The sequence below is a fragment of the Pseudomonas sp. LBUM1678 genome (genome assembly GCF_059695575.1).
Map to the genome: position 1 here is coordinate 1,724,803 of NZ_CP166775.1, position 21,498 is coordinate 1,746,300.

Below are 21,498 nucleotides of genomic sequence, written 5' to 3' on the forward strand. Positions count from 1 at the left end.
GGCCGGCCCTGTGACGAACAAGAGGGGAAAAGATGAAGGCAGTTATTCTGGCGGGTGGCCTGGGCACGCGGATCAGCGAAGAGTCGCACCTCAAGCCCAAGCCAATGATCGAGATCGGTGGCAAGCCAATTCTCTGGCACATCATGAAGCAATATTCCGCTCATGGAATTCACGACTTCGTGATTTGCCTTGGTTACAAGGGCTATGCGATCAAGGATTTCTTCGCCAACTACTTCCTGCACACTTCCGACGTCACCTTCGACATGTGCAACAACCGCATGGATGTTCACCAGAACTACAGCGAACCGTGGCGCGTGACCCTGATCGACACCGGCGAAGACACCATGACCGGTGGCCGCCTGCGTCGCGCCGCCCGTTACCTGGAAGGCGAAGAAGCGTTCTGCTTCACCTATGGCGACGGCGTCTCGGACCTCAACATTGGCGCGTTGGTGGACTTCCACCTGACCCACGGCAAACTCGCGACCGTCACCGCCGTGCAGCCACCGGGCCGTTACGGCGCCCTGGAGCGCGACGGTGACAGCGTCAAAGGCTTCATTGAAAAACCGCGCGGTGACGGCGGCTGGATCAATGGCGGTTTCTTCGTGCTGTCGCCAAAAGTGCTGCCGTACATCGCCGACGATCAGACCTCATGGGAAGCCGAGCCGCTGGCCGCGTTGGCCAGCGAACAACAACTGCAAGCCTTCCAGCACGACGGTTTCTGGCATCCGATGGACACCCTGCGCGACAAAAACCACCTTGAGCAACTGTGGCTGAGCGGGGAGGCCCCATGGAAACAATGGGACTGAGCCCGGAGTTCTGGCGCGGCAAGCGGGTTCTGCTGACCGGCCATACCGGCTTCAAAGGCAGCTGGCTGACGTTGTGGCTGCAAAGCCTGGGTGCCGAGGTCAGCGGTTTTTCGCTGGACCCGTCGACCGAGCCGAGCCTGTTCGAGCTGGCGCGGGTGCGCGAAGGCATCAACGATCAGCGCGGCGATCTGCGTGACCTCGGGGCATTGCTGGAGCTGATTGCCGAGTCCCAGCCGGAAATCGTCCTGCACTTGGCGGCCCAGCCGCTGGTGCGCGAAGGTTATCGCGACCCGTTGGGGACTTACTCCAGCAACGTCATGGGCACCCTCAATCTGCTCGAAGCGATCCGCCAGGTCGGCGGCGTGCGCGCCTGCGTGCTGGTGACCACCGACAAGGTCTACGCCAACCAGGAATGGCTGTGGCCGTACCGTGAAAACGAAGCCCTTGGTGGACACGATCCGTATAGCAGCAGCAAAGCCTGTTGTGAGTTGTTGGCGCAGTCTTACGCTGCTTCGTTCTTCCCGGCTGAAAAGTATGCCGAACACGGCTTGGCTTTGGCCACGGCGCGTGCCGGCAACGTGTTGGGCGGGGGGGATTTTGCACCAGAACGGTTGATTCCAGACGTGCTTAAAGCCTGGTCCGCCGACGAACCCGTGACCCTGCGCTACCCGCAAGCCGTGCGCCCGTGGCAGCACGCGCTGGAGCCGCTGGCCGGTTACCTGCAACTGGCCGCCGGGCTCTACGAAAAAGGTCCCGAATTTGCCGGTGCGTGGAACTTCGGCCCGAGCGAAGCGGACATGTGCAGCGTCGGCGAAGTGGTCGAACTGCTTGCCAGCCGCTGGCCGCAAGCACGCGGCCTGCGTATCGAGCCGAGTGATTTGCATGAGGCCGGTCTGTTGCGTCTGGACAGCAGCCGCGCCCGTCAACTGTTGGCCTGGCAACCGCGCTGGTCTTTGCAGCAGTGCCTGACCCAGACCCTCGACTGGCACCTGGCGTGGCAAAACGGCGACGACATGCGCGCCATCACCCTGAGCCAGTTGAACCTGTACCGAGGCGCGCTGTGAGCGAGTTTCTGTTGAAAGCATTACCGCTCGCCGGACTGTTCAGCGTGCAGCACAAACGCTTCGAAGATGAGCGCGGGCACTTTGCGCGGCTGTTCTGTGAAGGCAGCCTCAGCGCCTTCGGCCAAGCGTTTCATATCCGTCAGATCAACCATTCCTGCACCCGCGAACGCGGCAGTGTGCGCGGTCTGCATTATCAGAACGCCAGTGCGCCGGAAGCCAAGTTGATCACCTGCCTGCGCGGTGAAGTCTGGGACGTGGCGGTGGATTTGCGCCCCGACTCCGAGACCTTCTTGCACTGGCACGCCGAACACTTGCGCGCCGGCGACGGTCGCAGCCTGCTGATCCCGGCCGGCTTCGCCCATGGCTTCCAGACCCTGACCGACGACGCCGAATTGCTCTACCTGCACAGCGCGGATTACACGCCTGCACACGAAGGTGGTTTGAGTGTGAATGATCCACGGCTGGCGATTGCCTGGCCGTTGCCCGTCAATAATCTGTCGGCCAGGGATTCCAGCCATCCCTTGCTCGATGAACACTTCGCTGGAGTACGCGTATGAACTGCCGTGGTTGCGGGACTTCTCTGGCCTTGCCGCTGATCGATCTCGGCACCTCGCCGCCGTCCAACGCTTATGTGCGCGCCGATCAGCTGGAACAAGCCGAACAATGGGTGCCGCTGAAGGTTGCGGTGTGTCAGCAGTGCTGGCTGGTGCAGACGGAGGATTACACCAGCGCCGACAGCCTGTTCGACGCCGAGTATGCGTATTTCAGTTCGTTCTCCAGCACCTGGCTGGCCCATGCCGAAAAGTATGTGGCCGAGATGGTTGAGCGCTTCGGCCTGACCGCCGACAGCCGCGTGGTGGAAATCGCGGCCAACGACGGTTACCTGTTGCAGTACGTGGCCGGGCGCGGCATCCCTTGCCTGGGCGTCGAGCCGACCCGCAGCACCGCGCAAGCAGCTCGGGAAAAAGGCCTGGAAATCCGCGAGCTGTTCTTCGGCCGCGACACGGCTTCGCAGTTGATCGCCGACGGTTGGTCCGCCGACCTGATGGCGGCCAATAACGTGCTGGCCCATGTACCGGACATCAATGATTTCCTCGGCGGTTTCGCGACGTTGCTCAAGCCGACCGGCGTGGCGACGTTCGAGTTTCCGCAATTGCTGACCCTGATGGCCGGGCAGCAGTTCGACACGCTGTATCACGAGCACTATTCCTATCTGTCGCTGACCGCTGTGCAAACGCTGTGCGAGCGCAACGGTCTGGAAGTGTTCGACGTCAGTCAGTTGTCGACTCACGGCGGATCGCTGCGAGTCTTCGTCCAGCGTGCCGACGGCGTGCGCCGCGAAGTCCGGCCAGCGGTTCAACAGCAACTGCAAGCCGAACTCGCCGCCGGGGTGAAAACCCCCGAGTACTACGCGACCCTCGCGCCCGCCGCCGAACGCATCAAGCACGAACTGCTGCGTTTCCTGTTGCAGGCGAAAGCCGACGGCAAGCGCGTGGTCGGTTACGGCGCCGCGGCCAAGGGCAACACCTTGCTCAACTACGCAGGCGTCAAACCGGATCTGTTGGCCTGGGTCGCCGACGCCAATCCGCATAAGCAGGGCAAGTACCTGCCGGGCAGTCGCATTCCGATTGTTTCGCCGGCGCAGATCGATCTGGAAAAACCCGATTACGTGCTGGTGCTGCCGTGGAACCTGTTGCACGAAGTCAGTCAGCAACTGGCCCAGGTGCGCGAGTGGAACGGGCGCTTTGTCATCGCCGTGCCTGAGTTGACCGTCCTGTGAAGATTCTGGTCACCGGGGCGACCGGGTTCGTTGGCAGGCATCTGGTCGAGGCCTTGCTCGCCCGTGGCTGCGAAATCCGCGCCGTGGCACGCAACGCCGAGACCGCTGCGAACATGCCGTGGATCAATGCCGTGGAGTTCATCGCGGCGGATATTCACGCCGACGATGTGAACATCGCCGCGCTGACCGATGGCATTGATGCCTTGGCGCATTTGGCCTGGCCAGGGTTGCCGAACTATCAGGCGCTGTTTCACTTCGAGCACAACCTGATGGCCGACTACCGGTTCATCAAGAGCGCGGTCGAGGCGGGCGTCTCACAAGTGCTGGTCACCGGCACCTGTTTCGAATACGGCCTGCAGAGCGGGCCGCTCAGCGAGCAGACCGCACCGCTGCCGAGTAACCCTTATGGGTTGGCAAAAAATACCCTGCGCCTGTTCCTCGAAAACCTGCAGCGGGTTCAACCGTTCACCCTGCAATGGGCTCGGCTGTTTTATCTGCACGGCGAGGGGCAAAACCCCAACAGTTTGCTCGCGGCGCTGGACCGGGCCATCGATGCCGGTGACGACAGTTTCAACATGTCGGCCGGCGAACAGTTGCGCGATTACCTGGCCATCGACACGGCCGCCGGCTACCTCGCCGCCATCGTGCAGCACCGTGATTTCGACGGCGTGATCAATTGCTCCAGCGGCCAGCCGGTTTCGGTCCGGGCGCTGGTCGAGCAGCGACTGCGCGAACGTGGCGCAGCGATCCGTTTGAACCTCGGTCACTACCCATACCCGACCCACGAACCGATGGCGTTCTGGGGCGTGGCGGACCGTTTGCAACAGCTACTGGGAGCAGAGCATGAGGCATGAGTTGTATCGGGTCGCCGACCTGCCGGTGTTGCAGAACCGTACCTTTGCCGACCCCGAGTCGGCCCGGGCGTCGGCCAGCGCCGACATGCTGTTGGTGCAGGACGAAAAGAGCGGGTTGATCTTCAACCAGGCCTTCGATGCCGACAAGCTCAGCTACGACGCTGACTACCAGAACGAACAGGCGCACTCGGGCCAGTTCCAGAAGCACTTGAGCGATGTCGAAGGCATCATTGCCCGCCACTTCAAGGGTCAGGAACTGATCGAAGTCGGCTGCGGCAAAGGCTACTTTCTGGAGCTGCTGAAAAGCCTGGGTTACGCCATCACCGGCATCGACCCGGCCTACGAAGGCAGCAACGCCGATGTGATCAAGGCGCCGTTCACGCGTGGTCTGGGCCTGGCGGCGGATGCCATTGTGCTGCGCCATGTGCTGGAACACATTCAGGACCCGGTGAGTTTCCTCGCCGAAATGGCCGACGCCAATCAGGGCGGGCAGATCTACATCGAAGTGCCGTGCTTCGACTGGATCCTGGAGCACCGTGCCTGGTTCGATCTGTTCTACGAGCACGTCAATTACTTCCGCCTCGATGACCTGCGCCGGATGTTCGGCACGGTGCATGAGGCCGGTCACCTGTTCGGTGGCCAATACCTGTACATCGTGGCGGACCTCGCGACCTTGCGCCTGACCCCGCAACAACCGGTGCCACGCCTTGAGTTGCCGCAAGGTTTCACCAGCAGCCTCGAGCGCGCGGTGCAGATTATTCAAGCCGCCCCTGAACAAGGTTCGGCGATCTGGGGCGCGTCGTCCAAAGGCGTGATCTATTCGCTGTTTCTGCAACGGGCCGGTGTGGCGGTGGATCGCGTGGTGGATATCAACCCGGCCAAACAGGGTCGATATCTGCCCCTGAGCGGCGTGCGGGTGTCCTCGCCGCAAGAGGCCATGGATGCGTTGCCCGAAGGCGCCAACCTGTTTGTGATGAACTCCAACTACCTCGAAGAAATCAAGCGGATGACCGATGGACGCTACGTCTATCACGCCGTCGACAGCGCTTCGTTCCAGTGACTATTGAGATTAGAAAAATGACCGACAACACCATCAATACAGCCTTCGAAGCCGAATGCCAGGCAGAAATCGCAGCTCAGGGCGACGACCAGAAACTCACCGGTCTGGCCCAGGATTTCTTTAACCAGTCGGCGAAGCACAAGTACAGCTACCACTTCTCGTGGATGGGCCGTCCGATCATTCAGTTGCCGCAAGACATGATGGCGATGCAGGAAATCATCTGGCAGGTCAAACCCGACCTGGTGATCGAATGCGGCATCGCCCACGGTGGCTCGATTATCTATTACGCCTCGTTGCTGGAGCTGCAAGGCCACGGTGAAGTGCTGGGCATCGATCTCGACATTCGCCCGCACAACCGCGAAGCCATCGAAAGCCACCCGATGAGCAAGCGCATCAAAATGATCGAAGGTTCGAGCATTGACGCCGGCATCGCCGAGCAAGTGCGCGCTGCTGCCGAAGGCAAGAAAGTCATTCTGGTACTGGATTCCAACCACACCCACGACCACGTACTGGAAGAACTGCGCCTGTACGCGCCACTGGTGTCGGTCGACAGCTACTGCGTGGTGATGGACACCGTGGTTGAAGACATGCCGGCCGACTTCTTCCCGGATCGTCCATGGGGCCCGGGCGACAACCCGAAGACCGCCGTGTGGAAATACCTGGAAGAAAACGCCGACTTCGAAATCGACCGTCAGCTGCAGAACAAGCTGCTGATCACCGTGGCGCCGGACGGCTACCTGCGTCGCGTTCGTTAAGCAACGACATCATTGTTGAGTTCATCGGGCGATACGCCGGTTGTGGGGAAGAAAATGCAAGGCAAGTACGGTTCTGAAAGCGGATTACCACTGAACGAGTTGTTGACGGTGGTGCTGGTCACCCATAACCGTCCGGCCTTTGTGCGCCGGGCAGTCAAGTTTTACAGCGCCTTGCCTTGCAGGATTCTGCTGCTGGACTCCTCGACCCACGTCACCGATGGCATTGACGGCGTGTTCCCGACCGTCGACTACCAGCATGTGCCGCAGTTCGGCTATCAGGGCCTGCGGGCCAAGCTCGACTATGGCGTGCAGCAGGTCACCACGCCGTACATGGTGTTTGCCGCCGACGATGACTTCATCGTGCATGACGCGATCGAGGCTTCGGTTTCGTTCCTGGAGTCGAACCCCGATTACGGCATGTGCCACGGCTACTGCCTGATGTACCTGACGCTGGCGAGCAGCGTGAGCTACTACCGTCGTGACAAGAAGGTCTGTGAAGACTATTCGTCCGAGCGCGCTCAGGATCGGGTCATCGACTTCATGCAGCAGTACATTCCGCCGTTCTATGCGGTTCACCGCGTCGATTTGTTGCGCGACTGGTACGCGGTCATGCCGGACGACACCACCTTCGAATGGCAGGAAATCGGCCATGCGTACTACATGCTGGCCACGTCCAAGGCGCGAATGTTGCCGATCCCTTACGTGGTGCGTGAGGTCAATTACTTGTCCTCCGAGCACAAAACCGAGGTCTTCAGCACCCTGACCGCCAGCGATGCCAAATCGGTGGCGGAGCGCGAGGCGTTCGCCGAGTTGCTGTCGATGTTGCCGAGCGCGCGAACCGGTCTCGATCCGGCGCAGGGCAAACAGTTGGCTCTGGACAGTTTCGAGGCCATGGGCGACTGCCTGCGCACCGGGCGCTCGCTGACCGCCGAACCGATTATCGAGTCGCGCTGGACCAATGCGCAGAAGGGGCCGAATCGTACCTTCGGCGTTAATCAGTACGTTGAGTTGCCTTACTACAATCAGCCGTTCTTCGATCTGTTGAGCCAGATCGAGTTTCTGCTGCACGCCATGCCGGCTGGACGGGTCCAGCTGCAGGGACTTGAAGGTATATGGGCTGATCAGGAAAACATGATGCGGCCACGCAACAACGACACCGCCGAAAGCGTTGTCGATCGGCTGTGGCACGCGTATGAAGCCAGTCCTTTCAATCGTCAGGTGGTCAAGCGTCTGGCGCATCAGCTGGAGCTGCTGGGCGAAGCCGACGAAGCGCGGGACATGTCCGCCTGGGCCGAGCGCCTGGACGCTGTATCGACCCAAGGCAATGACGAGGCGTTCGTTGCCATGCGCTCCGGTCGCTTGCTCAAGTGGCTGGCGGCGCGTGCACCGGGCGATGACGAAGTTGCCGCTACTAAGCGTTACCTGGCTGAACACAATGGTGGCCCACAATTCGGCATTCTGGTGCTGGACCTCGAAAACGACACGGCAAAGCTGCAGATCACCCTCGACAGCTTGCTGGAAGGTCACAGCCACGCCTTCAAGATCGTGGTGTTTACCACGGGCGAACCGCTGGCCGCGACGACCGAGCACAACACGCTGCACTTCGTTCGTGTGACACCGGTCAACTATGTCGACAAGCTCAATCAGGTCGCTCGTCAATCTCCGTGCGACTGGTTGCTGCTGGCCGAAGCGGGTGATGAGTTCACCGCTGGCGGCCTGTTGCGCGCCGGTCTGGAACTGCTTGCCGCACCGGAGTGTCGTGCAGTGGCGTCGGACGAAATCCAGCGCAACGCCTATGGTGCGCTGGCGGATGTGTTCCGTCCCGGCTTCAACCTTGACCTGTTGCAAAGCCTGCCCGCGCTGATGGCGCGGCACTGGCTGATCCGCAAGGATGTACTGCTGGCCGCTGGTGGCTATCAGGCTGATTTCAGCAAGGCGCTGGAATTCGACCTGCTGCTGCGCATCATCGAGGACGGAGGCCTGGCCTGGCTGGCGCATCTGGACGAACCTTTGCTGATCGCTCGTGCGCCGGTGCTCGAAGACAATGCCCACGAACGCCAGGCATTGATCCGTCACCTCGCGACCCGAGGCTACAAGGCGCAAGTCAGCTCGGAAGAACCGGGCACCTACCGTATCGACTACCGTCACCCTGAGCGTCCGCTGGTGTCGATCATCGTTCCGAGCCAGGACAACCTGGCGCAATTGCAACGCTGCCTGACCGGCATCGTGCAACGCACCCGCTATACCCGCTACGAAGTATTGATCGCCGATAACGCGAGCCAGTCCCCCGACCTCCTGCAATGGCTGGACGGTCTCGGGCAGCCGGGCGACCGGGTCCGTGTCCTGCGCGCCCAGGAACGTCTGAGCGCGTCGGCGTTGTACAACACAGCCAGTCTGCAGGCCGAAGGTGAATACCTGGTGCTGCTGGCGGCCGACAGTGAAGTGGTCAACCCGAACTGGCTCGAATCCCTGCTCAACCAGGCCCAGCGCCCGGAAGTCGGCGTGGTCGGTGCCAAGTTGCAGGACCGCGACGGCAACGTGACCCAGGCCGGGCTGATCCTGGGCATGAACGACGGTGTCGGTTCGGCTTTTGTCGGCGAGCCGAAGGATGCCAAGGGCTACCTGAATCGTCTGGTGCTGGAGCAAAACTACTCGGCCGTTTCCGCTGTGTGCCTGATGATCCGCAAAGCGTTGTTCGATGACGTCGGCGGCCTGGACGAAGACGTGTTCTCCGACGCTTTCGCTGATGTCGACCTGTGCCTCAAGGCTGGCCAGGCGGGTTATCTGGTGGTGTGGACGCCGCAAGTACAGGTCATTCACCCAGGCATCTTGCCCGACGCGCCGCAGGCCCTCCAGGCTTTGCGTGAAAAGTGGACGGGGCCGTTCGGGCATGATCTGGCATACAACAAGAACCTCGCCTTGACCGGCAAGGGTTTCACCCTTGGCAACGCATCCAGCGTGGACTGGGCGCGGTTGTTGGCTTAAGTCTGGTGCACAGGTAAAAGGATTCGCGGCATGTTCAACGGTAAATCGATTTTCATCTCGGGCGGCACCGGTTCCTTCGGTCGCAATTTCATTCGCCGCCTGCTGGAGCAATACCAGCCTAAACGGGTGGTGGTGTTCTCGCGCGACGAGCTCAAGCAGTACGAGATGCAGCAGACGTTCAATGCGCCGTGCATGCGCTACTTCCTCGGCGATGTACGTGATGGCGAGCGTTTGCGTCAGGCCATGCGCGGTATCGATTACGTGGTGCACGCCGCTGCCCTGAAGCAAGTGCCGGCGGCGGAATACAACCCGACCGAATGCATCCGCACCAACGTCAATGGCGCGGAAAACATCATTGCCGCGGCCATCGATAACGGCGTGAAGAAAGTCGTCGCGCTGTCTACCGACAAGGCTGCCAGCCCGATCAACCTGTACGGCGCGACCAAGCTGCTGTCGGACAAACTGTTCGTGGCCGCCAACAACATTGCCGGCGAACAGCAAACTCGATTTGCTGTGGTCCGCTATGGCAACGTGGCGGGGTCGCGCGGCTCTGTCGTGCCGTTCTTCAGCAAGCTGATCAGCGAAGGCGCAACGGAGTTGCCGATCACCGATGAGCGCATGACGCGCTTCTGGATCACCCTCGATCACGGTGTGCAGTTCGTACTCGACAGCTTCGCCCGCATGCACGGTGGTGAAGTGTTTGTGCCGAAGATTCCATCGATCCGCATCGTCGATCTGGCGTTGGGCATGGCTGAACACTTGCCGCACAAGAGCGTTGGCATCCGCCCGGGCGAAAAACTGCACGAGTTGATGGTGCCACTGGATGATGCGCGCATGACCCTGGAGTTCGCCGATCACTACACCATTCAGCCGTCGATTCGTTTCACCAGCGTCGACGTGGATTTTGCCGTCGACAACACAGGCCAGCAGGGCCGGCCTGTGGGTGAGGACTTTGAGTACCGCTCCGACACCAACCCGCACTTCCTGTCGGTGGGCCAGATCGCCGACCTGCACGCAGAGTTGCCGGCATGATTCCATACGGTCGGCAAAGTCTCGATCAGGCAGACATCGATGCGGTGGTTGCTGTGTTGCAGTCTGACTGGCTGACTCAAGGGCCGACCATCGAGCGTTTTGAACAGGCCATGGCCGAGCGCTGCCAGGCCGATTTCGCGGTGGCGGTGTGCAATGCCACTGCTGCGCTGCACATCGCTTGCCTGGCGGCGGGGCTCGGGGCGGGCGATCGCTTGTGGACCACGCCGAACACCTTTCTGGCCTCTGCCAATTGCGGTCGCTACTGTGGCGCCGAGGTGGATTTCGTCGACATCGATCCGCTGACCTGGAACCTCGATGCCTATGCACTGGAATCGAAACTTGAAGTCGCCGAACGTGACGGGATGCTGCCCAAGGTGTTGGTGGCCGTGGCGTTCTCAGGCCAAAGCTGCGACATGCGCAAGATCGCCGGACTGGCCGAGCGTTATGGCTTCACGGTGATCGAAGACGCCTCCCACGCGGTGGGTGCATCTTATGCCGGGCGTCCAGTGGGGTGCGGCGAATTCGCGGCAATGACGGTGTTCAGTTTTCATCCGGTGAAGATCATCACCAGCGCCGAAGGCGGCATGGTCCTGACCAATCGTGCGGACCTGGCCGAGCGCTTGCAGCGCTTGCGCAGCCACGGCATGACCCGCGATCCGCAGCAGATGACCGAGCCGAGCCACGGTCCCTGGTACTACCAGCAAGTCGAGCTGGGTTTCAATTACCGGATCACCGACCTGCAAGCGGCCCTCGGGTTGTCGCAGCTGAACAAGCTTGACGGCTTCATCGAACGCCGTCGTGAACTGGCGACGCGTTATGACCGGTTGTTGGCCTATTTGCCGCTGACCTTGCCCAATGCGCAGCCCGAGGCCGAGTCGGCATGGCATTTGTACGTGGTGCGGTTGCAGACTGATCGCATCAATCTCAGCCATCGACAAGTGTTCGAAGGCTTGCGAGCGGCCGGTGTCGGTGTGAACCTGCACTATATTCCGGTGCACTTGCAGCCGTACTATCGTGACCTGGGTTTTGCCGAAGGTGATTTTCCGCAAGCCGAGGGTTATTACGCCGAGGCGATCAGCCTTCCGCTGTTTCCTTTGCTGAGCGACGAACAGCAGGACTATGTGGTCGAGCAACTGCGGCGGCTGGTTCTAGAGGAGTAGTGACTGTTGAGTTGCATCGCCATTATTCCGGCTCGGGGCGGCAGCAAGCGTATCCCGCGCAAGAACCTCAAGCCGTTCCACGGCGTCCCGATGATCGTCCGCTCGATCCGTACGGCGCTGGATTCGGCGCTGTTCGATCAGGTAGTCGTCAGCACCGACGATGAAGAAATCGCCGAGGTCGCGCGGGCGCACGGCGCTCAAGTGCCGTTCATGCGCCCGGCGTCATTGGCCGACGATTTCACCGGCACCGCTGCGGTGATGGTGCATGCCTTGAATGAGCTTGCGGCGTTCGACTATGCCTGCTGCCTCTACGCCACCGCGCCGCTGTTGCAGGAGCGGTTTCTGCGTCAGGGATTTGAAGTGCTGGAGCAGCACCCGGATAAATCATTCGCGTTTTCCGTGGCCGGTTTTGGCTTTCCTGTGCAGCGTGCCTTGACCCTTGACGAGCAGGGCGCACTGACATCGTTGTACCCGGAATTTCGCAACACTCGCTCGCAGGATCTGGCCGAAGCCTTCCAAGACGCCGGTCAGTTCTACTGGGGGCGAAGCGAGGCCTGGTTGCGCGGCGATGTGCTGTTTTCCCCGGCGAGCCTGCCGGTGATTCTGCCGCGGCATCTGGTGCAGGACATCGACACCCTCGAAGACTGGAAGCGCGCTGAATACCTGTACGCCGCGCTGAAGGCCGGTGGTGAGCTGCAATGAGGGTGCTGATTCGTTCCGACGCGTCGCCGACCATTGGCAGCGGACATATCGCTCGCTTGTTGCCCCTGGCCAGAACCTTGCGCAAGCAGGGCTCGCACGTGGCCTTTGCCTGTCGGCTGCTGCCGGGGCATCGATTGGACGCGCTGGCGGCCGAAGGTTTTGAAACCTTCGCGTTGCCGGAGCGTTATCCCGATGAAGACCCGCAGCAAGCCATCGAATCCATGCTGCCGTGGCAATCGGACATCGACGCGCTCGCGTACGCGTTGGAAAATCATCCGGCGTTCGACTGGATCATCGTCGACCACTATGGCCTCGACCATCACTGGCAGACCGCGGCCCGGCGCTGGGCGCCACGGATCGCTGCGGTGGATGACCTTGCTACTCGCCAATACAGCGTCGATTTGTTGCTCAATCAAAACTTGTCCGGCACGCCGCAGGCCTACGCCTCGCTGCTCAAATCCGATTGCCTAACCTTGCTCGGCCCTCGTTTTGCCATGTTGCGTGATGAATTCCGCTGCCCGGCGATCTCGATCAAGCCTCACGCCAAACGGGTGCTGGTGAATTTCGGCGGCTTTGATGCGGCGATGCAGACGCATCACGCCATGTTGGCGATGGCGGATTTCGATGCGCTGGAAGTCGATTTTGTTGCCGGTGCCGATAACCCGGCCTGGGACACGATGCAGGCCATGGCAGCGAATCGCCCGAACTGGCGTTTGCACAGTTATGTCAGCGACTTCTACCGGCTGATGACCGAGGCCGACCTGTTTGTCGGCGCCGGTGGCGGCACCAGTTGGGAGCGGGCGGCCATGGGATTGCCGACGATTTGCATTGCGGTCTCGAATAACCAGCAGGCCAACGGCGAGGTCATGGCGACTTCAGGCGCTCATGTTTTTCTGGGCGCGCGTGAGCAGGTGAGCGTCGAGCAACTGCGCCAGGCCATCGGTTTTGTCGCGGGTAATCAGGGGCTACGCCAGAGCCTGGCCGAACATTCGCGGCAACTGGTCGATGGCCGCGGTGCGCAGCGAGTGGCGGCCGCCTTGGCCGGTGCGGTGTTGCAGATCCGCTCCGCGACCGCAGACGATGCGCAGCTTCTGTTCGATGGACGCAATGCCGAGGCGGTGCGGCGCTGGTCGCTGGAGACCGGGGTAATTGAATGGCCATCGCATCAAAACTGGCTGACCGCCAGTTTGAATAATGCGCAGCGCTTGCTGTTGATCGCCGAAGCCGATGACGGTCCTGTGGGTGTGCTGCGTTATGACTTGCGCGGCTTTACAGCTGAAGTCTCGATTTATCTGTTCGAAGATCGCATCGGCCTGGGCTGGGGCAGGGCGCTGCTGGCCCGCGGCGAGGCATTTGTCACGACCCACTGGCCGCAACTGACCGCCATCACCGCCCAGGTGTTGCCGGCCAACCAGCCGTCGCAGAAGGTATTTCGCGAAGCCGGTTTCACTCAGAGTGCTTGCGCGTTCACGCGCGTATTAAAGGATCATCAGAATGACTAGCTTCAAGATCGGCAACCGCTCCATCGGGGCCGATGCGCCACCGTTCATCATTGCCGAGATGAGTGGCAACCATAACCAGTCGCTGGACATGGCGCTGCAAATCGTCGAAGCCGCAGCCAAGGCCGGCGCGCATGCATTGAAGCTGCAAACCTACACCGCGGACACCATGACCCTTGACCTGTCCGAAGGCGAGTTCTTCATCAAGGACCCCAACAGTCTATGGGCCGGATCGTCGTTGTACGCCTTGTACGAGAAAGCGCATACGCCGTGGGAATGGCACGCACCCATTTTCGCCCGGGCCAAAGAACTGGGCATGCTGGCGTTTTCCACGCCGTTCGATGACAGCGCCGTCGACTTCCTCGAAAGCCTGGACGTGCCGGCGTACAAGATCGCCAGTTTCGAAAACACCGACCTGCCGCTGATTCGCCGGGTCGCCGCTACCGGCAAGCCGTTGATCATCTCCACCGGCATGGCCAGCATCGCCGAGCTCGATGAAACCGTGCGCGCTGCCCGTGAGGCGGGGTGCAAGGACCTGGTGCTGCTCAAGTGCACCAGCACCTACCCGGCGACCCCGGCGAACAGCAACGTGCGCACGATTCCACATTTGCGTGAATTGTTTGGCTGCGAAGTCGGGCTGTCCGATCACTCCATGGGTGTCGGCGTGTCTGTGGCGGCGGTAGCGCTGGGAGCGACGGTAGTGGAAAAACACTTCACCCTCGACCGTTCGGCCGGTGGTGTCGACGCCAGTTTCTCCCTGGAGCCGGCCGAACTCGAAAGCCTGGTGATCGAAACCGAGCGTGCCTGGCAAGCCATGGGTCAGGTGCATTACGGCGTCACCGAAGTGGAGTGCAAGTCCTTGGTGTACCGACGCTCGCTGTATGTCACGCAAGACATGGCGGCCGGCGAGCCGTTTACCGCCGTCAATCTGCGTGCCATCCGTCCTGGCCTTGGGCTGGCGCCCAAACACGCTGAAAGTCTTCTGGGCCGCCGCGCCTGCCACGCCATCAAGCGTGGAACCCCGCTGGACTGGTCGTTGGTCGAATAACGCGTTGTCGGTCTGTTTCGGCAAAATAGCGTGACCTGCGAGTCATAACGCGCATCTTCACTGTATTGTATTAATCGGGAAGGTGGCGCCTGGTCTCTGTTTGGCCCAGTGATAGCCTTTTATTCTTCCCGCTGTCGCCTCGATGGGGCGACGTTTTTCTCTGTTTGTCGGCGCCCCTCGAATCGATACGAGCGGTGGTATTGGGCTGTTTATTATTGGGAAGCCGTAATGATTGGCATAAAAAGCATTGCGAGCTACGTTCCTGTAGCCGGCGTGGACAATTACGCACAAGGTGCAAAGTTCGAAAAGGATGAAGAGTTCATCCTGGGGAAAATCGGTTCGGCCTTCCTGCCCCGCAAAGACGCCGGGCAGGAAACTTCGGACCTGTGTGTCGAAGCAGCCAACGCGCTGTTTGCCAACAATCCTGATCTGAAACGCGAATCCATCGACGTACTGATTGTCGTTACCCAGAACGGTGACGAAGAAGGCCTGCCCCACACCGCAGCCATCGTTCAGGACAAACTCGGCTTGCCGACCACTGTGGCTGCGTTCGATATTTCCCTGGGCTGCTCCGGCTACGTCTATGGCATCTACGCGATCAAGGGCTTCATGGAAGCCGCCGGCCTGAAGAATGGCTTGCTGATCACCGCCGACCCGTATTCGAAGATCGTCGACCCGGAAGATCGCAACACCACCATGCTCTTCGGCGACGCCGCCACCGCAACCTGGATGGGTGAAAACGCGCCTTGGCAGCTGGGCAAAGCCAAGTTCGGCACCGACGGTTCCGGTGCACCGCACCTGAAAGTCACCGACGGCGTGTTCTACATGAACGGTCGTCAGGTGTTCAACTTCGCGCTGCTCAAAGTCCCGGCGCACTTGCATGAACTGCTGGCCGACTCGCAGCTGACCGCTGACGATATCGATGCCTTCTGTATTCACCAGGGCAGCGCTGCGATTGTCGACGCCGTGGCGCGCCGCTTCGAAGGTGAACCGGAGAAGTTCATCAAGGACATGGTCGAGACCGGCAACACCGTGTCGTCGAGCATTCCGTTGCTGCTGGAAAAGCACGTGCTGGACTCCGACTGGAAGCGCGTTGCGCTGAGTGGTTTCGGCGTTGGCTTGTCCTGGGGGTCGGCGATTATCTATCGCTCTTGAGTTGAACTTTGTGGGATAAAAAATAGCGCTCAAGGTGTAATCTTGAGCGCTATTTTTTTTGTATGGCGAGCGAGGCGATATGAGCGACAGCTTTGACCACAATGCTCAGGTGATAGAGCGACGCTGGCCGGCGCTGTTTGCGCGGTTGATGACCGAAGCCAGCGTGGAAGAGCAGGCGAAACTGGTGGAAGGTTTGGGCTCTACGCTGAGCATCGCTGGCATTCAGCTCACCAGTCGCCATGACCGCACGCGTGAAGCCCGCCTGCAGGCTGCCAGTCTGCCCCCGGAGAGCCCGGTGGTGCATGTCTACGGCACGGGGTTGGGTGACTTGCCCTCCGTGTTGCTGGAAAGCGCCGACCATCAGCGTGTGTTCGTGCATATCCTCAACGGTGCGATTTTCAAGTTGACGCTGCAGCTGCTCGATCAGCAAGACTGGCTCAGCGACCCGCGGATCGAGTTGAGGTATGCCGGCGAATCGCTGGACATCTACATGCCGTTTTTCGCCTTGCCCTCCGAGATGCTGCTGGCCGACGATTTCAACGCCAAGATTCGCGATCGGCTGATCAGCGAAGTGCACCTGGCGTTCAATAATCGCGAGTTCGATCCACAGTCCCCGGAAATCATCCAGCGGCTGGCCGAGAGTTTAGAATTGGTCAGCCGGGATGCCGATGTCGCTGAACTGTTCGCGACCTGCCCGGGGCGGGAAGTGTATGTCATCGCCACGGGGCCCAGCCTCGAGCAACATTTCGAGGCGCTTCGGGCCGTGCGCGAGCAGGAGGCGCGGCCCTTGTTCATCAGCGTCGATACCGCGTATCGCCCCTTGCGCGAGCATGGCATCGCGCCGGACTTCGTGGTCAGCATCGACCAGCGTATCGGCTTCAGGCACCTGCCGCCCGAGGATACAAGCGACATCCCTCTGGTTTACCTGCCCCTGAGCGATCCGCAGGTACTGGCGGCCTGGCAGGGTGCCCGTTACGTCGGGTATTCCGCCAGCCCGGTCTATGCCGCCCTGCGTCAGCAGCTGTCCAAGGCTGAACTGTACGTCGGCGGCAGCGTGATTCATCCGGCGGTAGACCTGGCGGTAAAAATGGGCGCAGACCGCATCACGCTGTTCGGCGCCGACTTTGCGTTTCCCATGAACAAGACCCATGCCGGTTGGGGCGATGGCGATCTGGGGCCGGGCGTCAGCCAGGCCAGGCACTGGGTGCTCGACGGCAATGGTCAGCGGGTCAGCACGCAGTTGAATTTTCGCAGTTACCTGTGCGAACTCGAGCGCTACATCGCCGGGCACCCGCAGGTGCGATTTTTCAACAGCAGTCGGGCGGGCGCAATGATTGTCGGTACGACGTTCAATCAGGAGTTCGTGCAGTGAACGGGGTCGCACAATGCATCAACGATTGCCGCCAGTGCGCGGGGCTGTTCCGTCTCGGGCGCGATGTGGAGGCGGCACTGAACATGGTCGATGTCTTCGAAAAGTCGCAAGAGCTGTTCAGCCGAATGCCTCAGGCGATCCAGCAGCAGTGGGCTCAATTGCTCATGTCGATGTTCGCGGCTCAGGAAGCGCAGGACTGGCTGGGACTGGCTGATTCGATGGAGTATGAATTGGTCGAGTTGCTGGAAGCAGGTCAGTCTCACCTCTAGCCAGTAACTGCCGGCTGATGCGATTCAGGCTCGCCGGCAATTCTCTGACGTCATTTTTTCTCTCGTGGGTGTCTTGCAAGCCTTTGTTTTCGTAGGGGTGGCAGTGTGATGGCAAATTTTTTTTAAAAAGCCCTCAAGCAACCTGCATTCGCGACGATAACTATTACGAAGGTTCTCTAGGCCATACCCGGCGGTTGCCAGGGCCGGAAGCCAGTACCCAACCAACGAGGAATTCACCATGCCATTAGGCGTAAACACTAACGTTGCCTCCCTGAACGTTCAAAAGAACCTGGGCCGTGCTTCGGATGCTCTGTCGACCTCCATGACTCGCTTGTCTTCCGGCCTGAAAATCAACAGCGCTAAAGACGACGCCGCCGGCCTGCAGATCGCTACTCGTATGACCGCCCAGATCCGTGGTCAGACCGTAGCCATCAAAAACGCCAACGACGGTATCTCGATGGCTCAGACCGCTGAAGGCGCTCTGCAAGAGACCACCAACATTCTGCAGCGTATGCGTGAACTGGCTGTACAGGCACGCAACGGTACCAACATCACTGCTGACCGTACTGCAACCAACGCCGAGTTCGTCCAGCTGTCCGACGAGCTGACTCGTATTGCCCAGAGCACCAACCTGAACGGCAAGAACCTGATGGACGGCTCTGCCGGCACCATGACTCTGCAAGTGGGTTCCAACACCGGTACTGCTAACCAGATCACCCTGACCCTGAGCAGCAGCTTCGCCGCTTCCAGCCTGTCCGTAGGTTCGGGTACTACCGTTCTGACCGGTGCTACCAGTGCTGCAGCGTTCTCGGCCATCGACGGTGCAATCACCGCGATCGACCGAGCTCTGGACACAGTCAACGCCGTTCGCGCCAACCTCGGTGCTTCGCAAAACCGTCTGACCAGCACCATCTCCAACCTGCAGAACGTCAACGAAAACGCCACCGCTGCACTGGGTCGCGTACAAGACACTGACTTCGCTGCTGAAACTGCCAACCTGACCAAACAGCAAACTCTGCAACAAGCTTCCACCGCTGTTCTGGCTCAAGCCAACCAGTTGCCTTCCGCTGTACTGAAGCTGCTTCAGTAATTCGGTCGAGTTTTAGCGGGGGAGTGCGCTTGTCGTGCTCTCTCGCTTTTTAGCTTCAGGAGTGATGGATATGGACATGAGCGTGAAGCTGAACTTGTCTTACTCGGCTGCCCATCCGGCAAACACGGCGGCTGCTCAACCGGCAGGCGTACCCCGCAGCGCAAGCGATAACGTTCAGGCGGTGGCTGATAGTAAAGACTCGGATCCGAACAAGCTGAAGCTGGCTGTGCGGGAGATCGAGAAGTTCGTCCAGTCGATCAAGCGGAATCTGGAGTTCTCGATTGATGAGGCGTCCGGAAAAGTGGTTGTAAAAGTGATTGCCACGGAATCCGGTGAAGTGGTGCGACAGATTCCTTCCGAAGAAGCCTTGAAGCTGGCGGAAAGTCTGACCACTGCGAGCAATGTTCTGTTTGATGCCAAAGCCTGACAGCTGGCATGAATCGTGTTTGTGCGTTGATGTGACGGCGTGACCGGTCAAAAGACCGGCGGCAGACATAAAGGGAGATATACATGGCAAGTCCAATTACACCGGGTACGGGCCTTGGCTCCAACCTGGACATCAGTGCGATCGTTAACGCATTGGTTGCCGCCGACAGTTCGGCCAAGCAGAACCAGATCAAAACCCAGACCACCCTCAATACGTCGAAGATTTCCGGTGTCGGCACGCTCAAAAGTGCCCTGGCTGCCTATCAGTCCGCCATGGACAAGCTGAGCAGCGCCACCAGCCCGGCGTTCAGTGGTTTTGCCGCGACTTCGTCGGCAACGACAGTCTTGACCACGACCTCTGACAATACTGCCGTCAATGGCACTTACAACATTAAAGTCAACAACCTGGCTACCGGCTCCAAAGTTGCCAGTGCTTCTTTCGCAGGCGGTGCGACCAGTGCCATTCCGACTGGTACGTTGAAAATCAGTCAAAATGGCACTGACTACAACGTTGCTATACCTGCCGGTGCAACGTTGCAATCGACGCGTGACGCGATCAACACCACGCTGAGTGCCCAGGGTATCTCGGCCAACATCGTCTCCGACAGCACTGGCTCGCGCCTGGTGATCGGGTCGACCACGACCGGCAAGGGCTCGGACCTGGTCGTCAGCGGTATTGCGGGGCTGAACATCGACGGCACGCAGTTGATGGGGACTATCCCCGATCCTGCAAACCCGGGGCAGACTCTGCCTGATCCGGCCAGTGCCGGTACCATTGGTGCGTTGGCCCTTGATGCGAGCCTGACAATCGATGGCCTGGCGGTGACCAGCAAAACCAACACCGTGAATTCTGCGGTGAGCGGTCTGAGCATGACCCTGGTAGCGGCGGGCACTTCGACGGTGACTGTGGCGACCAACACGACAGGTTTGCAGACTTCGATCCAGTCGTTCGTCGACGCCTACAACACGCTGGTAAAGACTGTTAATTCGCTGACTCAGGCCACTGCCGACAAAGATGGCAAGCTGACTGTCGCTGCGGCAATGACCGGTGACTCGCTACCGCGCACGCTGATTGCCGATATTCGTAAAGAGCTGACCACCCCTGGCCCTGGCGGGCAGTTATCGGTGCTGGCGCAGTTGGGTATTACCACCGATCAGAAGGCCGGCACGCTGAACTTTGACTCCGCCAAGTTCGGCACGGCGATGAAAGACAAGTCGCTGGGCAGTCAGGTGCAAACGTTGTTCACCGGCACTACCAGCACGAACGGTCTGTTGGCCCGCATGAAGACGGCAATCGCTCCGTACGCGCAAACCGGCGGCCTTCTGGACCAGCGCAATACGAGCCTGAGCAAGCAGAAAAACGACCTGAGTACTCAGCAGGTAGCACTCGACTTGCGTATTACCACGATGACGGCAACGCTGACCGCCAAGTACAATGCGATGGACCTTTTGGTCGGGCAGATGAAGGCGACAGCGAGCAACATTACTTCGTTCTTCGACACCATGAATGCTCAAGCCAAAGCCTGATCGTTAAATTCATGGCACAAAAAAACCCGGCTGCGTTTTAAACGCGCCGGGTTTTTGTCTTCTGCTTTAAAGTTTTTTGACTCGTAGACGATATATTGGTTAGGCGAGCCCTAGAGTTGTGATGAGGTAAGAACATGAATCCGATGTTGGCCCTTCGGCAATATCAGAAAGTTGGAGCGCAAGCTCAAGTCTCCGAAGCCAGCCCGTACCGTTTGGTGCAGATGCTGATGGAGGGTGGGCTGGATCGTATCGCTCAGGCCAAAGGGGCCATGGAGCGTAACGACATTCCGGGTAAAGGCGTCCTGATCAGCAAGGCCATTGGCATCATTGGCGGCCTTCGTGAGGGCCTGGACCTTGAGAACAAGGCTGACGAAGTCGAGCGGCTGGACAATCTCTACATCTACATGATGCAGCGTCTGGCAGAGGCCAACATCAAGACCGACCCGGTCATTCTCGATGAAGTCTCCGATTTGCTTCGCACCGTCAAAGACGGCTGGGATGGCATCGCCGAGCCGACGAGTCCGCAGTTTTAAGGAGATCACCATGAGTCTTGTATTGCAGCGAATCGAACACACCCGCGAAGCCCTGGTCGGTGCATTGGCCGAGCGCAATTGGGAGGCCATCGGTGAGTTAGACCTGGCGTGTCGTTCCTGCATGGAAGACGTCTTGAGTGAAGCGTCGGTGGACGAGGCCGCGTTGCGCGACAATCTTGAGGAGTTGCTGGGTGTGTATAAGCGGCTTCTAGAGGCGGCGATGGGGGAGAGGCAAGCGATAGTCGACGAGATGTCGCAGATCCACCAAGCACAGAACGCGGCAAAGGTTTACCATCTGTTTGGTTAATTAATCCCCGGTTAATCCAAACATAGTGCGCCATAAATTTGACTGTGCACGGTTTTTTGACTTAACTAGTGGCT

The 21,498-nt window shown here is 59.9% G+C and carries 21 protein-coding genes; all 21 read left to right on the forward strand.

Annotated elements, in window-relative coordinates; all coding sequences use genetic code 11:
* Positions 1-32: 32 nt before the first annotated feature.
* The 21 genes from rfbF to fliT all read left to right on the forward strand — a co-directional run bounded on the left by rfbF (position 33) and on the right by fliT (position 21,424).
* On the forward strand, positions 33-806 hold the full coding sequence (gene rfbF, locus ACA070_RS07755) for a glucose-1-phosphate cytidylyltransferase (RefSeq protein ID WP_461957774.1): 774 nt from the start codon (positions 33-35) through the stop codon (positions 804-806).
* Entirely contained in the window at positions 788-1,870 is a 1,083-nt protein-coding gene (rfbG, locus tag ACA070_RS07760) for a CDP-glucose 4,6-dehydratase (protein ID WP_497450671.1), read from the forward strand. The genes rfbF and rfbG overlap by 19 nt, the downstream gene beginning before the upstream one ends.
* Positions 1,867-2,427 (forward strand): dTDP-4-dehydrorhamnose 3,5-epimerase family protein, encoded by a 561-nt coding sequence (locus ACA070_RS07765; RefSeq protein ID WP_497450672.1) that lies wholly within the window; start codon positions 1,867-1,869, stop codon positions 2,425-2,427. The genes rfbG and ACA070_RS07765 overlap by 4 nt, the downstream gene beginning before the upstream one ends.
* Positions 2,424-3,650 carry a methyltransferase domain-containing protein gene (locus ACA070_RS07770; protein WP_497450673.1) on the forward strand — a complete coding sequence of 409 codons (1,227 nt, stop codon included), beginning with the start codon at positions 2,424-2,426 and terminating at the stop codon, positions 3,648-3,650. Before ACA070_RS07765 ends, ACA070_RS07770 begins: the two co-directional genes overlap by 4 nt.
* A complete protein-coding gene (locus ACA070_RS07775; protein ID WP_497450674.1) occupies positions 3,647-4,504 on the forward strand; it encodes an NAD-dependent epimerase/dehydratase family protein in 858 nt (285 codons plus the stop codon). Before ACA070_RS07770 ends, ACA070_RS07775 begins: the two co-directional genes overlap by 4 nt.
* Positions 4,494-5,564, forward strand: a complete 1,071-nt coding sequence (locus ACA070_RS07780; protein ID WP_497450675.1) for a class I SAM-dependent methyltransferase — start codon at positions 4,494-4,496, stop codon at positions 5,562-5,564. The genes ACA070_RS07775 and ACA070_RS07780 overlap by 11 nt, the downstream gene beginning before the upstream one ends.
* Before the next feature lie 17 nt (positions 5,565-5,581).
* Entirely contained in the window at positions 5,582-6,319 is a 738-nt protein-coding gene (locus ACA070_RS07785) for a cephalosporin hydroxylase family protein (RefSeq protein WP_497450676.1), read from the forward strand.
* A gap of 54 nt (positions 6,320-6,373) precedes the next feature.
* On the forward strand, positions 6,374-9,304 hold the full coding sequence (locus ACA070_RS07790; RefSeq protein ID WP_497450677.1) for a TIGR00180 family glycosyltransferase: 2,931 nt from the start codon (positions 6,374-6,376) through the stop codon (positions 9,302-9,304).
* Positions 9,305-9,334: 30 nt separating this feature from the next.
* Positions 9,335-10,336 carry a UDP-N-acetylglucosamine 4,6-dehydratase (inverting) gene (gene pseB / locus ACA070_RS07795; RefSeq protein ID WP_497450678.1) on the forward strand — a complete coding sequence of 334 codons (1,002 nt, stop codon included), beginning with the start codon at positions 9,335-9,337 and terminating at the stop codon, positions 10,334-10,336.
* Positions 10,333-11,496 carry a UDP-4-amino-4,6-dideoxy-N-acetyl-beta-L-altrosamine transaminase gene (gene pseC, locus ACA070_RS07800; protein WP_497450679.1) on the forward strand — a complete coding sequence of 388 codons (1,164 nt, stop codon included), beginning with the start codon at positions 10,333-10,335 and terminating at the stop codon, positions 11,494-11,496. Before pseB ends, pseC begins: the two co-directional genes overlap by 4 nt.
* Positions 11,497-11,502: 6 nt before the next feature.
* Positions 11,503-12,198 carry a pseudaminic acid cytidylyltransferase gene (gene pseF / locus ACA070_RS07805; RefSeq protein ID WP_497450680.1) on the forward strand — a complete coding sequence of 232 codons (696 nt, stop codon included), beginning with the start codon at positions 11,503-11,505 and terminating at the stop codon, positions 12,196-12,198.
* The gene (gene pseG, locus ACA070_RS07810) at positions 12,195-13,700 is read left to right on the forward strand and encodes a UDP-2,4-diacetamido-2,4,6-trideoxy-beta-L-altropyranose hydrolase (protein ID WP_497450681.1); all 1,506 of its coding nucleotides are present in this window, start codon (positions 12,195-12,197) and stop codon (positions 13,698-13,700) included. Before pseF ends, pseG begins: the two co-directional genes overlap by 4 nt.
* Entirely contained in the window at positions 13,693-14,745 is a 1,053-nt protein-coding gene (gene pseI / locus ACA070_RS07815) for a pseudaminic acid synthase (RefSeq protein ID WP_497450682.1), read from the forward strand. Before pseG ends, pseI begins: the two co-directional genes overlap by 8 nt.
* 228 nt (positions 14,746-14,973) lie before the next feature.
* Positions 14,974-15,900: a ketoacyl-ACP synthase III gene (locus tag ACA070_RS07820; RefSeq protein ID WP_497450683.1), complete on the forward strand. Its 927-nt coding sequence runs from the start codon at positions 14,974-14,976 to the stop codon at positions 15,898-15,900.
* A gap of 79 nt (positions 15,901-15,979) precedes the next feature.
* Positions 15,980-17,272, forward strand: a complete 1,293-nt coding sequence (locus ACA070_RS07825; RefSeq protein WP_497450684.1) for a motility associated factor glycosyltransferase family protein — start codon at positions 15,980-15,982, stop codon at positions 17,270-17,272.
* Positions 17,269-17,541: a hypothetical protein gene (locus tag ACA070_RS07830; RefSeq protein WP_497450685.1), complete on the forward strand. Its 273-nt coding sequence runs from the start codon at positions 17,269-17,271 to the stop codon at positions 17,539-17,541. Before ACA070_RS07825 ends, ACA070_RS07830 begins: the two co-directional genes overlap by 4 nt.
* Positions 17,542-17,779: 238 nt before the next feature.
* The gene (locus ACA070_RS07835) at positions 17,780-18,631 is read left to right on the forward strand and encodes a flagellin domain-containing protein (RefSeq protein WP_497450686.1); all 852 of its coding nucleotides are present in this window, start codon (positions 17,780-17,782) and stop codon (positions 18,629-18,631) included.
* A gap of 70 nt (positions 18,632-18,701) precedes the next feature.
* On the forward strand, positions 18,702-19,058 hold the full coding sequence (locus ACA070_RS07840; RefSeq protein WP_497450687.1) for a flagellar protein FlaG: 357 nt from the start codon (positions 18,702-18,704) through the stop codon (positions 19,056-19,058).
* A gap of 83 nt (positions 19,059-19,141) precedes the next feature.
* On the forward strand, positions 19,142-20,584 hold the full coding sequence (gene fliD, locus ACA070_RS07845) for a flagellar filament capping protein FliD (protein WP_497450688.1): 1,443 nt from the start codon (positions 19,142-19,144) through the stop codon (positions 20,582-20,584).
* A 134-nt stretch (positions 20,585-20,718) separates the two neighbouring features.
* Positions 20,719-21,117 carry a flagellar export chaperone FliS gene (gene fliS, locus ACA070_RS07850; RefSeq protein WP_497450689.1) on the forward strand — a complete coding sequence of 133 codons (399 nt, stop codon included), beginning with the start codon at positions 20,719-20,721 and terminating at the stop codon, positions 21,115-21,117.
* 10 nt (positions 21,118-21,127) lie between these two features.
* Positions 21,128-21,424, forward strand: a complete 297-nt coding sequence (fliT, locus tag ACA070_RS07855; protein ID WP_497450690.1) for a flagellar protein FliT — start codon at positions 21,128-21,130, stop codon at positions 21,422-21,424.
* The last annotated feature ends 74 nt before the right edge of the window (positions 21,425-21,498 follow it).